Origin of the sequence: Nostoc sp. NZL (genome assembly GCF_015714705.1) — a bacterium.
In the GTDB taxonomy this organism is placed as follows: Bacteria; Cyanobacteriota; Cyanobacteriia; order Cyanobacteriales; family Nostocaceae; genus Nostoc; species Nostoc foliaceum_A.
The window spans coordinates 33,847-47,754 of the sequence record NZ_WBKL01000032.1 but is presented as its reverse complement, the minus strand read 5'-3'; the positions used below and the strand labels follow the sequence as shown (position 1 = coordinate 47,754).

At 41.5% G+C, this 13,908-nt stretch carries 10 protein-coding genes and 1 CRISPR repeat array; of the genes, 6 read left to right on the top strand and 4 right to left on the bottom strand.

Going from position 1 to position 13,908, the window contains the following annotated elements; genetic code table 11:
• Positions 1-64 precede the first annotated feature (64 nt).
• Positions 65-909: direct repeats of the CRISPR family, unit length 37 nt; unit sequence GTTTCAATCCCTAATAGGGATTTTGATGAATTGCAAT.
• Between the two features lie 300 nt (positions 910-1,209).
• Positions 1,210-2,301 carry an alanine dehydrogenase gene (gene ald, locus F8R90_RS04290; RefSeq protein ID WP_196509704.1) on the bottom strand — a complete coding sequence of 364 codons (1,092 nt, stop codon included), beginning with the start codon at positions 2,299-2,301 and terminating at the stop codon, positions 1,210-1,212.
• Positions 2,302-2,871: 570 nt separating this feature from the next.
• On the opposite strand from ald, the gene F8R90_RS04285 reads away from it, so the two are divergent.
• From F8R90_RS04285 to F8R90_RS04260, 6 genes are all read left to right on the top strand, one after another.
• Complete coding sequence (locus tag F8R90_RS04285; protein WP_012410338.1) at positions 2,872-3,042, top strand: chlorophyll a/b-binding protein; 171 nt, start codon at positions 2,872-2,874, stop codon at positions 3,040-3,042.
• A 364-nt stretch (positions 3,043-3,406) separates the two neighbouring features.
• Positions 3,407-3,700, top strand: a complete 294-nt coding sequence (locus tag F8R90_RS04280; RefSeq protein ID WP_196509703.1) for a hypothetical protein — start codon at positions 3,407-3,409, stop codon at positions 3,698-3,700.
• Between the two features lie 137 nt (positions 3,701-3,837).
• Positions 3,838-4,845 (top strand): WD40 repeat domain-containing protein, encoded by a 1,008-nt coding sequence (locus F8R90_RS04275; protein ID WP_196509705.1) that lies wholly within the window; start codon positions 3,838-3,840, stop codon positions 4,843-4,845.
• A gap of 739 nt (positions 4,846-5,584) precedes the next feature.
• The gene (locus F8R90_RS04270; RefSeq protein ID WP_196509702.1) at positions 5,585-6,637 is read left to right on the top strand and encodes a permease; all 1,053 of its coding nucleotides are present in this window, start codon (positions 5,585-5,587) and stop codon (positions 6,635-6,637) included.
• 76 nt (positions 6,638-6,713) lie between these two features.
• The gene (locus tag F8R90_RS04265; protein ID WP_196509701.1) at positions 6,714-7,487 is read left to right on the top strand and encodes a TIGR03943 family putative permease subunit; all 774 of its coding nucleotides are present in this window, start codon (positions 6,714-6,716) and stop codon (positions 7,485-7,487) included.
• Positions 7,488-7,553: 66 nt separating this feature from the next.
• Positions 7,554-9,053: an Ig-like domain-containing protein gene (locus tag F8R90_RS04260; protein ID WP_196509700.1), complete on the top strand. Its 1,500-nt coding sequence runs from the start codon at positions 7,554-7,556 to the stop codon at positions 9,051-9,053.
• A gap of 248 nt (positions 9,054-9,301) precedes the next feature.
• On the opposite strand, the gene F8R90_RS04255 is transcribed toward F8R90_RS04260, so the two are convergent.
• The 3 genes from F8R90_RS04255 to F8R90_RS04245 form a co-directional block, all read right to left on the bottom strand.
• Positions 9,302-10,093: a sulfite exporter TauE/SafE family protein gene (locus F8R90_RS04255; RefSeq protein ID WP_196509699.1), complete on the bottom strand. Its 792-nt coding sequence runs from the start codon at positions 10,091-10,093 to the stop codon at positions 9,302-9,304.
• A gap of 36 nt (positions 10,094-10,129) precedes the next feature.
• On the bottom strand, positions 10,130-11,416 hold the full coding sequence (locus tag F8R90_RS04250) for a sulfite oxidase (RefSeq protein ID WP_196509698.1): 1,287 nt from the start codon (positions 11,414-11,416) through the stop codon (positions 10,130-10,132).
• A gap of 137 nt (positions 11,417-11,553) precedes the next feature.
• Positions 11,554-13,008, bottom strand: coding sequence for an aminotransferase class V-fold PLP-dependent enzyme (locus F8R90_RS04245; protein WP_196509697.1), 1,455 nt, complete (start codon positions 13,006-13,008; stop codon positions 11,554-11,556).
• Positions 13,009-13,908 lie beyond the last annotated feature (900 nt).

Here is a 13,908-nt window from a genome sequence, read left to right as displayed (position 1 = left end):
ATCCCTAATAGGGATTTTGATGAATTGCAATATTACTAGCGTCTTTTGATTTTTGGGGTATTTTGTTTCAATCCCTAATAGGGATTTTGATGAATTGCAATCTTGTAGTTGTTGAGGTGTCACCCCTGGCAAGCCGGTTTCAATCCCTAATAGGGATTTTGATGAATTGCAATGCCCATCTTTACAATAGCGATTCCCCAAGATTAATGTTTCAATCCCTAATAGGGATTTTGATGAATTGCAATGGTGTAATCTTAGGTCTATCGGCAAGCATCACGAAGTTTCAATCCCTAATAGGGATTTTGATGAATTGCAATTTCTGTCACGTTCTTGGTACTAGATTTTATGTGCTGAGTTTCAATCCCTAATAGGGATTTTGATGAATTGCAATGGTGTAATCTTAGGTCTATCGGCAAGCATCACGAAGTTTCAATCCCTAATAGGGATTTTGATGAATTGCAATTTCTGTCACGTTCTTGGTACTAGATTTTATGTGCTGAGTTTCAATCCCTAATAGGGATTTTGATGAATTGCAATGGTACATTGGGTGGTGTTAATACCTTAAAATCACGTTTCAATCCCTAATAGGGATTTTGATGAATTGCAATATAAAGCACTGTTTGCTTTGTTTCCTCTTTATCACTAGTTTCAATCCCTAATAGGGATTTTGATGAATTGCAATTGTGTGCTGGCTTGTGTTTGCCATGAATCAATAAGTTTCAATCCCTAATAGGGATTTTGATGAATTGCAATTCCCTAATGTGGATTCAGACTTATCGGGGGAATTGAATCAATAAGTTTCAATCCCTAATAGGGATTTTGATGAATTGCAATATATCGAAGGTTTTGCACACATTGACGATTTTCTCTACGTTTCAATCCCTAATAGGGATTTTGATGAATTGCAATCGCTGGCATCTGAAAGTGCTGCTGTATTTGGTTTTCAAGGTGCAGTTGCGCGAACCATTGAATCATAACATAGGGAATAGTCATAGCACCAGATGCAAATCGCTGAAAACCTTTCCCCATAAGGTGCGCGGATGGATTAAAAGTACAATTCTCTGAAAGTCTTGTATAGATGGAGCGTGCAGCCTTTTTTGCTCCTTCTCATTTTGTACACCTACCCATCCGCGCATTTGGCAAGAAAATTAGTCTGATTCTTGAGAACTAGCTTTATTAAAATAAGCGATCGCCTAATACTTGCACACCTTAATTTACCAAATCAGGGAATACCTCTTGTACAGCAGGATGCACTAAGTGATGATTCTGCACGTTCACACCCTTAGCTAATGCTGGGTTAACTTCCAGTGCCTTAATTCCCAAATTCGCTAATTGGATGACATAAGGTAATGTACTGTTGTTGAGTGCCTGGGTTGCTGTCCAAGGTACTGCTCCTGGCATGTTAGGAACGCCATAATGTACCACACCCTCTTCAATGTATACCGGATTGGTGTGGGATGTGGGGTGTAAAGTTTCTATACAACCGCCTTGGTCAACAGCAACATCAACTATTACAGAACCAGGACGCATTTGTTTAACCAATTCGCGAGATACTAGTATTGGTGCTCTACGTCCTAACACTAACACTGCACCGATCAGCAAATCGGCTTCAATGACTGCGGCTTCAATATGAGCAGAGTTGCTGTAAAGCAATTCAACTCTAGAGCCAAAGAGGGTTTCTAAGTAAGATAAGCGCTCGACACTCACATCTAAAATCTGGACGCTAGCACCTAGGCCCACGGCAATTTTAGCTGCTTCTGTGCCAACAACGCCGCCACCTAAAATTACTACTTTGCCCGGTTTGACTCCAGGTACACCGCCCAAAAGGACTCCTCTACCACCTTGTTGACGCTCTAAAAATCTGGCCCCAAATTGTACTGCTAGCCGACCGGCAATCACGCTCATGGGGGTGAGCAAGGGTAGTTTGTTAGCACCAGGTTGTTCTACAGTTTCGTAAGCGATCGCACAAGTGCCACAATCAATTAAATGCTCTGTCAATTTGCGATCGGCTGCTAAATGTAAATAAGTAAATAATATCTGTCCTTTCTGCAAAAATTTATACTCAGATGTTAACGGTTCTTTGACTTTAACAACCAATTCTCGATTCCAAGCCATTTCTGATGTGGGGACAATTTCGGCTCCAGCACTCCTGTAGTCGTCATCTGAGAATCCAGCACCATGACCTGCTTGCGTCTGGACGAAAATGCTATGATTATTTTCCCGCAGCACTCGCACACTAGAAGGACTTAACCCTACACGAAATTCTTGATCTTTATTTTCCTTTGGAACACCGATTTCCATATACTGCCTCTGATAATTTTTTTGTTTAACTGTAGCCTGCCAATCTGAAGCTTGCTACTGACCTATTACAAATAGCTGTATTAGAGATCGTTAATCTGTGTTCTAAGTTTCTCTATTTAATCTGAGTAGCCCCAAACTCTTACGCTTGACTATTGCCCCAGTATTTATACAATATATAAAGAATAGTAACAATTTATTAAAAGAGCGATTGTATAGCTCCCTACTAGGAAGCTTTTGCTGAATTTACCAAGTCATCTTGGCATCCAAGCACTGCAATTAGCTTTTAAGCTACCCTAACTTTTCACGTCACCTGGAAAAGCCCACGAAAATCCTAATCCTCTAACCCCCTTAGCAATGTGGGAAGGGGAAAAATTCAAAGTCTCTGTCTTTTTAGGAGAGAGATTGAGAGCGAGGTTTTCCAGCGTGAAAAGTCAGATAAGTTACCAACTGTAGGGTAAAAGTTAAGGGGAAAAGAATAAGTCTATTCCTTTAACTTTTACCGCTGATCACCGACTTCTGCTGTGAAGTCTGATATCAAGTCCCGTTTGCCGAAAAAAAGGTTTTTTAAAAATGACACAAACACAACCGACAATTACACCTAAACTAGAGGAGCCTAAGTTTGGCTTTAACGAATATGCTGAACGCTTGAATGGTCGAGCTGCAATGATTGGCTTCGCTTTGATGCTAGTGATTGAATATGTCACTAATCAAGGGGTGCTATCATGGCTGGGTCTGAAGTAGTGCGACTAACCAGCACAAGGTAGAAGTTGTAAGCTAGTACTTAAAAGAGTTTCAACCAGCTGGAACCACCAGTTGGTTTTGACTTTAACAATTAATAGCGAAGTCCTTCGCCCTAGATACTTTAATTAGACTTATTCATAAATAATTGCCCTAGAATGTAAGCAAGAGAGGAATCGAAATATTTATTAGTGATTGAAATATCATAGACTTGCAACTAGTATGTGCAAGGCGATTAATGAGTAAACTTCCTCCCCTACTAAAGAAAATCATAATTAGTGTCTGCCTTGGATGAGAAAGGCAAATTACGGGTGAGGTATTCTTGGTAAATATACACAAAAGGTGAACTGGAACCAACCAAGCTGTGATGAATGCTGTATTACCTCGTTTTTTGAAGTCAACCTACCGAAAAGAGCCACTAATCAGTGTATTGATGACGATGGGGGTTATGGATGCCCTGATTGGCGGACTGAATGATAGCTGGTCGTTGTTCGCTTTTGGTTTGGGAACGGCAGGAATAGCGCTAGCCTTTAAATTGTGGCGTTTCCAGCAGCGTCGTCCTCTACCAGAGGAGCCTGTAGTGCAACATTATTTGCCCACTCGTTCTTCTAGTGCGCCTTTACCAATGTTAAGCGTTTCTAAGAAAAAACCACCTCTTTAGGAAGTGCAGAGTTATTACTTAAATAACTCTGCAAAATTGATTGGGGTAACCGTATCTATAAAAAGTGAGGAAAAAGTGTGAGGAGTGAGGGAAGAGGTGGGCCTAATTTTCTGCGGCCGGATATTATCCTGGCATTTATGGCAGCTGTTGCCCTTCCAGTGACTACATGGGAAGGGTTTTACATTCATCAAGCTCATGCTGCCATCGAAGTAACGCCAAACTCCCAAACTACCAGCAGCTTTGGTAATGCCCAACTACTTTACACACTCAGAGGACATAACGGAACTGTTAAATCTCTCGCTTTCAGTCCAGATAGCAGAATTCTGGTGAGTGGAGGTGCAGAAAATGAAGGTATAATTCGCCTCTGGAATCCAGCCAATGGCAAAAAGTTGGCAGATATTAATAAAGCACACAAAACAGCCGTAGAATCTTTAGTGATTTCGCCAGATGGGCAAACCCTCGTTAGCTGTAGTAATGACAATACGATTAACCTCTGGAGTCTGAAGAATTTTAAATTTAGCCGCTCTTTTGTAGGACATACCAGTAACGTATTATCTTTAGCAGTATCTCCTGATAGTAAAGTTCTCATCAGTGGAGCTTTGGATGGGATTCGGATATGGGATTTGCTACAGCAACGCCCTCTAGGGACTCTAGTACGCTTTGATAATTTGATTTATACCCTAGCCATTAGTCCTGATGGACAGACATTAGCTAGTGGTGACAATAAGGGTGTAATCAAGCTGTGGAATTTGAGTACTGGTAAATTAATCAGTGAATTGGCAGCTCATTCTAATGGTGTTAGCGCTGTTATCTTTACACCAGATGGACAAACATTAGTTAGTGCTAGCCGCGATCGCACAGTCAAACTGTGGAATATTAATACTGGAGAATTAGTCCGCACCCTCACAGGACATAATAACTGGGTAAATGCGATCACTATTAACCCCGATGGACAAACCCTTGCTAGTGCCGGCAGAGATGGGATTAAGTTGTGGGATTTAACTACAGGCGAGTTAATAAATACACTAAGTGGGCATACAGACTGGGTGAGTGCGATCGCTTTTAGTCCAAATGGTAAAATTCTTGCCAGTGGCGGATTTGATCAACAAATCAAGATTTGGGGAATTCCACCAAAACGTAATTAACAGCGATTGCACAAAGTAATCATGAACTAGTGAACTATATCCCCGACTTCTTAAAGAAGTCGGGGATATAGGTTTTCATAGTCCTTCTGAGGCTTAGGGACTTGGACTAACACCATTGGAAGACGCGAAGTCAGTCACTCATAGGGGTTTCCCCAATCGTGCTAGCTCACCCCGCGGATTCTCCGTTGTAGTGGCTACCGTCCAGGTTTATACCCTAATGGTGATTTTTAGACAAAAGAGTTATCAGAATTTACCATGTTTGTTAAACTTTGGTCTTGCATTTTTAGAGTTTTTATAGTAAAAAATCAACCAAAGCTCAGATCACATTTTGCCAGAACTATCCAAAATCAATGAAGGTAACAACCAAGAGCGATCCCCAAATGTTCAATAACTGTAAATACTTGATGAAAATACAGCCAAGCTAATATCTTATCCAGCAAATTACTGTAAGTATAAACATAGGTAATTCAAAATCATCTATGCAGCTACTTGCCCTCTAGAACGGAACAATTTCTGAACTTAGACAATCTTAGAAATGGTCATCGTCAGTAAATGCACTCAGGTAAATATCACTATCTTGGCTGAAGCAAAGGTTTGTAGCGCTTAAGCGTTAGTTCCAATGTAGAACAACTTGCTACTTAAATAATGTTTAATTTTCCCGAACTGCTTTTGATCCCCATTTCGATAGAATGACTAGGCAGAACCCTAAAACTCAAAACCGCTTTTGACTGCGACGCACATGAATCAATTGAACAATGGTTTTACGCTATTTCTAAGTCTGCTAGTCGAGGCGATGCCTTTTTTGCTTCTTGGGGTTTTATTCTCCAGTTTGTTGCTATTTTTTGTTGATGAGCGCAAATTAGTAGAAAAAATGCCCACAAATCCGCTGCTGGGTGCTTTAGTTGGCAGCATGATCGGCTTTTTATTTCCGGTGTGTGAGTGCGGGAATGTACCGGTAGCGCGGCGGTTCCTAATTCAGGGAGTACCCACACCAGTCGCAATTGGTTTTTTGCTAGCAGCACCAACAATTAACCCAATTGTAATTTGGGCAACTTGGACAGCATTTCGAGATCAGCCAGAAATAGTGGTCTTACGAGTCGTATTTTCTTTATCCATTGCCACAATTATCGGTTTTGTTTTCAGTTTTCAAAAGGACTTAAATCCCATAGTCCAACCTGCGATCGCTCGTTATTTGAAGTATAATCCACCCGCACAACCTGAAACCAAACGCCGTGGTAAGCGTTACCAAGTACAACAGGAAGCAACAGTACCGAATCTCTTGCAATCGGGGACTTATATCTTAGGAGGAAAAGCAGGTATACCTCTGCGGATAGATCCTAATGTGGTACCGCCTACCATAATTTCTACTGCCAGTAAACCGCTTGCAGACAAACTGCGCTTAGTGGTGGATAATAGCATCCAAGAATTGCGGGAATTGGGCGGAGTAATGATTTTAGGAAGTGCGATCGCTGCTGCTATTCAAGTCCTAGCTCCCCGCGAATTAATTCTCAGTTTGGGGGCTGGCCCCATTAGCTCAATTGTGGTCATGCTGATATTAGCAGTAGTGGTGTCAATTTGTTCTACAGTCGATTCTTTCTTCGCCTTATCTTTTGCCTCAACCTTTAGCAGCGGTTCATTGTTGGCATTTCTGGTGTTTGGGCCAATGATTGACATCAAAAGCGTTGGTTTGATGTTATCTATTTTTAAACCCAAAACTATCTTTTACTTATTTGCTTTAGCAGCACAACTGACATTTTTGTTCACTCTTTTCCTGAACTTGCACGTCTTTTAAAAAAATATTTGTCATTTGTCATTTCTCCTTTCTTATGACTAATGACCAATGACTAATGACTAATGACTAATGAGAAATGGCTAACAAAAATCCCAAATCTAAAATTCCAAATCAGTTACTCCCTTGGCTGGATGCTTTAGCAATTACAGCTTGGGGCGTTTTGATGTTGAGATATTGGTTAACTAACAAGCTGAACCTGTTGATTCACCCAAATTACTTTTGGTTAGTGATTGTGGCTGGTATCAGTTTCATCATTATTGGTTTCTTCAAGATGCAGGAACTTTGGCAAAGGCGTCGCCGTGATGTTACGCCAAACGCCCAGCATATTAGTTTATTTCCCCCTGGTTGGGGCAGTGCTTTGTTGTTGACTACGGCAATTCTGGGTTTTATCATTACACCGCAAGTTTTTGCTAGTGACAAAGCACTCCAAAGGGGTGTGACATCTGATTTATTGGGAAGCACACGTGTTAAACCCCAAGCCTTTCGGGTTACTGTTCGTCCAGAAGAGCGATCGCTTGTAGACTGGGTACGTACCGTCAATGTCTATCCAGAGCCAGACGCATATACAGGGCAAAAAGTCAAGGTACAGGGATTTGTGATCCACCCGCCGGATATAGGAAAAGAATATTTGTTTTTAGCACGATTTGTCTTAACTTGCTGTGCAGCAGATGCTTACCCTGTGGGATTGCCTGTCAAACTACAAAATAATCAAGAGCGTTACTCCCCTGATACCTGGCTGGAAGTTGAAGGACAAATGGTGACAGAAAATTTGGCAGGTAAACGCCAACTTACCATTGCCGCTACCTCTTTCAAAAAAATTCCTCAACCACAGAATCCTTATAGTTATTAGTCATTAGTCATTTGTTGATGACCAATGCCTAATGCCCAATTCCCAATGCCCAACGTTTAATGACAAATGACTAAATCTAAAGCATTTATCCAACCACTGGATCGCATAGCGATCGCACTGATGCTACTGCTGAGTGTGCTGATTGGGTTACTTATATTGCAAGGTGATGTAATAACTGCTCGTGTCCGGGAATTTACTTGGCAAAATCAACAAATTGGGGCAGAAGATAACTCCTTCACCCTCACCTTCAGTCGCCCAATGGAAGTAAAAAGTGTAGAGGAGAACTTGAAAATCGAGCCACCTCTAGCAGGTAAATTCAGTTGGGCAGGGCGGCGAATGGTTTATACACTGGTGACACCGGCACCCTATGGCACGAATTATAAAGTGCAGTTACAGGGAGCCAAAGATCAGTTTGCAGAGCAAGAAGGCAAAAATCGGGTAATACAGCCCTTTACAGGTAGCTTCCGCACACGCGATCGCGTCATTCTTTACATAGGAACCGATCAAGAAGAACAAGGACGATTAGTTCTTTACAACTTAACCGAAGAACAAAAAAGGCTACTTACCCCCAAAGACCTGATAGTAATGGACTTTGAGTCGTTTCCTGATGGGGAGAAAATTTTATTTTCTGCTCGTACCACCAATAACCAAGACTTACTATCAGCCCAACTTTACACAGTGACAACAGGCGTTTCTGGTAAATCTGGACAAGAAGTAGAACCAGCAGGTAGAGTTGACCTGATTTTAGATAGCAAAGATTATCAAAACCTGAAATTTGACTTATCACCTGATGGGCAAACTATTGTGATCCAGCGGGGAAACAAAACTAATCCCGGCGACTTTGGACTATGGTTTATGCCAGCAACCAGCGACGCTTCAGCAGAAAAACCCACCCCTAAACGTCTGGAAAGCCAACCTGGGGGAGACTTTATGATCACCCCAGATAGTAAAGCCGTAGCAGTTGCCCAAGGACAGGGAGCAGCCATCCTACCACTGCAAGGTGATGCCAGTAAACCCCTAGATTTTCTACCGCAGTTTGGTTTGGTACAGGCTTTCTCCAAAGATGGCTCTCAAGCAGCGATGGTAAAGTTTAATACAGATTACACGCGAGATTTGTTTTTGGTGACAAACCAAGGTGTGCAGAAACAACTATTAAAAACAACAGGCTCAATTCTCAGCTGCCAATTTGATATTGCCTCACCTACCATCTACTGCTTGTTGACACAGCTAGTATCCAAAGAACAATACATAGAACAGCCTTATGTGGTGGCAATCGATCTGAAAACCGGGCAACAGAAGCCACTGCTAGTACTGCCTCCCGCTCAACGGAATGTGCAAATGAGTTTATCTGCCGATGGTTTAGGCTTGTTATTTGACCAAGTAGTACCGCAAACAAATACGACAGCATCATTACCCCCAAACACTTTGAAAACTGATGATGGAGATGCGATCGCAACCAGTAGTCTGTGGTTAATGCCTTTGTTGCCCATCGCCGATGCTGCGACTGTTGAAATTAGACCAGAACAACTCCCCTTAGCTGGATTTCGTCCCCGATGGCTACCTTGAAATAATTCGTAATTCGTAATTCGTAATTCGTAATTGTGAGTAGCAAGACCTCTCCCTGGTTTTCCTATAAATTACAGCAGTTTTCTTTTGGATGAAGTCCAAAGCTACGGATTTTGAGGCAGGAGGTCGAAACTGTTTATATCTGATTTGGAGTCCTGCATTCTGTACCTTATTTACTTGCAAACTGCTGTATGTGGTTAAAATAAATGAATTCCTGTAATTACGAATTACGAATTACGAATTACGAATTACGAATTAGTAATTATTTGTTGATAATTTATCCAAGCTTCCCAAAAAATATAGATTGATAGTATTCCTAAGAAGATACGAAGCACTAAGCTTACAGTAGAATCTGGTAGTTTTGGTAATGCGCGAGTACTCATTTGAACACCTAAAAGACCACCACATCCCAAAACGATACCTTGAGCAAATAGAATATTTCCCTCTAATGTGTGGCCTGTACAGGCAGCTAAAGCAGTGATGACAATCACGCCCAAACTAGTCTGAATTGCTACTTTAATTTCTTCTCCCAGTAGTAACATTTGCAGTGGCACCATAATCGTACCGCCACCTAAGCCAAACAAACCTGCTAAAATTCCGGCTGCTCCCCCTGTGCCAATTTTAGAAACTAATGGGTTAAATACTAGGGTTGTATTCTCTATTTCCTTGAAAGCCAGTTGCTTGCGAAGCTCAATCAAATAGATATTAGCAAGTAGTATGATACCAAATGTAAATAGTATTATATAGGATGGAATTTTATTAGCAAAATAGACACCTATTCCAGTAGTCAGGAAAGCTGGAATTCCTAAATAAGTTACTCGTTTAAAGTCAAAGTAACCCATCCACCAATTCTGCAAACTTCCAGAAATTGAAGTAATCACAATAGCAAGGCTACTAGTAGCGATCGCCTGAATGGGAGTATAACCTAGTGTGACTAAAAGAGGAATTGTGATAATACCGCCACCTATTCCTAAAAGTCCAGCTATGACTCCAGATATTAGGCCTCCAGTTACTAAAATCAACCAACTAAAATCAATCATAAATAGGTCTTTTTCTAGAGAACTGATTTGCTGTGATTAACCTTGCACTGTCACCGGATGACTAACAACGCCTCCGTAGAGTAATCCAGAATCATTCCACGGAACTGTACTCGGTTGTGTATTACCTAAATTGTCAGTAGCAATAGCTTGGAGAAAATATTCCCCAGGAAGTGGGTTCCACTCAATGTCCCACCGTACCCATGCAAATGGAAAGTTTGGTTCTCTCAGTCGTGCAAGTTGCCAAGTTTTACCACCATCCAGGCTAACTTCTACACGGACAATCTTTCCTTTCCCAGACCAAGAACGTCCACGTAGTAAGTGACTTCTAGCAGAAAGCGTAGCTGGCCAAGCCAACTCAAAGGCGCTCTTAACATTTTGGTAGGTAATCAGCTTACCTTTATACGGAGCGATCGCTGGGTAGTCTGCACCAACCAGCACCATCTGTTCCGTTACCCACTGGGTATATATCGGTGTTTCAGAAACCTCAATCCGCTCAATCCATTTAACGTTGGCGTTTCCTCCCCAACCAGGAAATAAGGCACGGCATGGCTGACCGTGATCTGGAGGTAATGGTTCTCCATTCATTGCATAGACGAGAAGCGAGTTATCTGCTAATGCCTTGCTAATCGGAACTACATTGTTGAACTTGGATTTATTCGTCCCCTTTGAGTCCAGCGAATCCACATCTGCGCCCTCAACGAGTACGTCTTTTGCTGTGGATTTCAGTCCAGCTCGCTCTAATAATATGCCAAGTGGTACACCAGTCCACTCAGCCACACCAATAGCCCCAAGCCTCCATCGTGCGCCAGAGAGTGGTGTGTTGTAAGCCTCTTCAAAGAAGCGCCGACCATTAGCAGCGCACTCAATGGCACAAGTGACTGAGATGGAGGGCATAGCGATGATTTCATCGTAAGTAAACTCGCACGGGGCAGAAACGCCAGTTCCATGAATTTGCAAACGCCATGTAGATGGGTCAAAGGTCGGAGGTGTACTGCGGTTATGAACATAGAACCAATCATTTGGTACTAAATAACCACGCCCATACATCGCTTCCCAGTTCATCTCTAATGTGCCTCTGCTATGAGAGATATACCCTGGTGGCAATGGCTTAAGTATTTTGCTGCCCTTGGTTTTAACAGCTGCCTGACTATGAGCAGGCGCAGGTTTAACTAATCCTCCAATGGCTGTTGCACCAACCATAGTGGCTAGTATTTGCAAAAAGCGCTGGCGCGAAATACCTGCATCTGTACTTTTTTGCCAGATGCACTGCTCAACCCGTTCCTGTAGATAATCCTCCTGGTCAAAGAGGTTTTCATCGCTCAAGCTATTACCCCCTTTTAATTCGTAATTCGTAATTCGTAATTCGTAATTTAAGACACAGAGATGAGGGAGTCAGAGCAAGCAGAAAATTTTTCTCCTCTGCTCCCTGCCCCTCTGCGTCTTTCCATGCCCTGAAAAGACTAGCTGTTTATCGCTGTCCAAACACCAGTTATTTCATCTTGTGTGTAGTTGGGCAAATAGTAAGCCAATCCGTTTTTAGCTATTTGAGCGATCGCATCTATAAAGCGATCGCAATCTTCAAATGTATTATATACAGCAAAGCTAGCTCGGATAATACTAGGAATGTTACGCGTAATTCCTCTGTCTACTTCCTGAGCAATCTCGTAGTCTTGCTCATCCGAAACATTCTTGAGTTTGCGAATATATTCATAAGTGCAGAAAGCCCCAGCCCGAACCCCAATGCCGTATTCTTGTGCCAGAATTTCTGCCACTAAGCGTCCATCAAACTCATCAATATCAAAGGGAATAACATGGGCTAAATTATCTCCTGGGATATGTAATTTAACTCCAGGAACCAGCCGAAGCCGTGTATATGTGAATTCAACTAGAGAGTGTTCATACTGAGCAATGCGATCGCGTCCAAGGGCTTCGATAATTTCAATCGCCTTAGCAATAGCGATCGCACCCATAGCGTTTGGTGTTCCAGGGTCATGGGCCCGTTCTGTATAAAAACGCTTGATCTCTAGGTTTCTAGTGATATAAGGCAGATTTCCACCGCCGATTTGATAAGGGTAAGAACTATCAAAAAATTCTTTTGGCCCCAGCAGAACCCCAGTTCCGTAGGGTGCATACATCTTGTGTCCAGAGAAAGCCACAAAATCTAAATGACATGGGTCATCATCTGCACGCATATCGACTCGTTCATGCTGAATTAACTGACACACGTCGGCAAATATTTTAGCACCATACCGATGTGCTAAAGCTGCAATTTCGTAAATCGGGGGTCTGTAACCTGTAATTGTCGAAGCACCTGTAATAGTTACCAACTTAATTTGTTCGGCTTCGGGGAGATTTTGGTGTGCCTTGAAGATATCTTCAATTTCTGTAACACTTACACTTCCATCCGGCTGGGTTCTGTACTGCACAACTTCGTCTCTAGTAACCCAAGGCAGCAGGTTGGACGAATGCTCAATATCAGAAACTAAGATTTTCCCAGGTTTTTTTGCCCAAAGTGTAGCAGCTCCATTAATTGCTTCTGTTGTATTCTTCGCAAAGATTACATAGTTGTCTAAAGATGATCCCACAAAGTCCCGAATGATGTTCCGGCTAGCGTCATATTCTCGTGTAGTGATGATGGACTTTTGCCCAGAACCTCGATGCACACTACCATATGTGTCAAGCATCTCGTCCACATGCTGCTTGAGGTTTGCAAAGGGAGTGGTTGTAGCTCCATTATCCAAGTTGACGTACTTGACATATTTTCCGTTAAGAGTTTTCACTCTGAAAGATAGAGACTCATCTGTAAATAAAGGTCTAATTTCTTTGTCCCAAAAACTGTCAAAATTTTCTGCAACTAGCGGTAATTGGGCAGCTTCCTGCTTTATGTTTGCACCCATTGCAAGTACGTCAGTCATCTTTAGCACCCTATTTTAAAATTTTACTTTTTAGACAAACCTAACTGCTACAACGCCTTATCTAACGCAATAATCACATTAATCAGTAGTAATCCTGGTCTTTATAATTACTTTGCCGCTAGTAGAAAACTCGGTTATTCCAATTATTCTTGAATAGATCAATTAAAAAGTGTATCCGAAGCAATACTTAATTACGATAATATTGCAGTAATACAAAGCACAATGTAATAAAGATTGATAAGTAGTCAAGTATACTTTAAACAATTTTCTTCTAGACATTAAACAAACTTGATGAATTGAACGCAGCTTGTTAAAAAAAGCCTCTCGCTAACTAAGCCTAAAATTGCTTACTAGGACTGTATTTACTGAGAAAAAAGCCCACACTAAGTTGAGATTACTCTTTAAAAAAGTTTTATGATTATACTTAGAGTATTTATTACATCAAAATTACAAATTCATGCGTCTTTACACGGATTTGTCATTATTTCCTAACATTAAAGTTCTAGCAGAAGTTCTTAGTTGTTTGCCGACATTAAATAGCGATCGCTAAAATGACAGATTTATCATCAAATAAGTAGATACTTGTACTGACATCAGCCCTAAGTAATAAATGAGGCAGTATAAAAATGTATTATTCAATACATTTTTATTTAGTCCCTAGGACAGATGCTTTTATAAATAAAAAAGTATACTGTAGGACAGTTTTTTCATATAGAAAAATTTCATCAGCCAATACAGTTTAGTTTTTAAGTATCAAGTTTCTCTTTTCTCCCGCCTATCACCAGAGGCGGTTCGAGTTCCCCTTCCGCCTCGTCTTGACGGGGAAGAGCATCATAGTGTTATAACGGCATCAGTCTAGATACAAAATGGGTAACACCAATTGATGATTAATTGCTGGTG

What these genes read in the sequence shown, in the direction of transcription:
- ald (WP_196509704.1), bottom strand. Translation starts at nt 2,301, where the DNA reads ATGGAAATCGGTGTTCCAAAGGAAAATAAAGATCAAGAATTTCGTGTA.
- F8R90_RS04285 (WP_012410338.1), top strand. Translation starts at nt 2,872, where the DNA reads ATGACACAAACACAACCGACAATTACACCTAAACTAGAGGAGCCTAAG.
- F8R90_RS04280 (WP_196509703.1), top strand. Translation starts at nt 3,407, where the DNA reads ATGAATGCTGTATTACCTCGTTTTTTGAAGTCAACCTACCGAAAAGAG.
- F8R90_RS04275 (WP_196509705.1), top strand. Translation starts at nt 3,838, where the DNA reads ATGGCAGCTGTTGCCCTTCCAGTGACTACATGGGAAGGGTTTTACATT.
- F8R90_RS04270 (WP_196509702.1), top strand. Translation starts at nt 5,585, where the DNA reads ATGAATCAATTGAACAATGGTTTTACGCTATTTCTAAGTCTGCTAGTC.
- F8R90_RS04265 (WP_196509701.1), top strand. Translation starts at nt 6,714, where the DNA reads ATGGCTAACAAAAATCCCAAATCTAAAATTCCAAATCAGTTACTCCCT.
- F8R90_RS04260 (WP_196509700.1), top strand. Translation starts at nt 7,554, where the DNA reads ATGACTAAATCTAAAGCATTTATCCAACCACTGGATCGCATAGCGATC.
- F8R90_RS04255 (WP_196509699.1), bottom strand. Translation starts at nt 10,093, where the DNA reads ATGATTGATTTTAGTTGGTTGATTTTAGTAACTGGAGGCCTAATATCT.
- F8R90_RS04245 (WP_196509697.1), bottom strand. Translation starts at nt 13,008, where the DNA reads ATGACTGACGTACTTGCAATGGGTGCAAACATAAAGCAGGAAGCTGCC.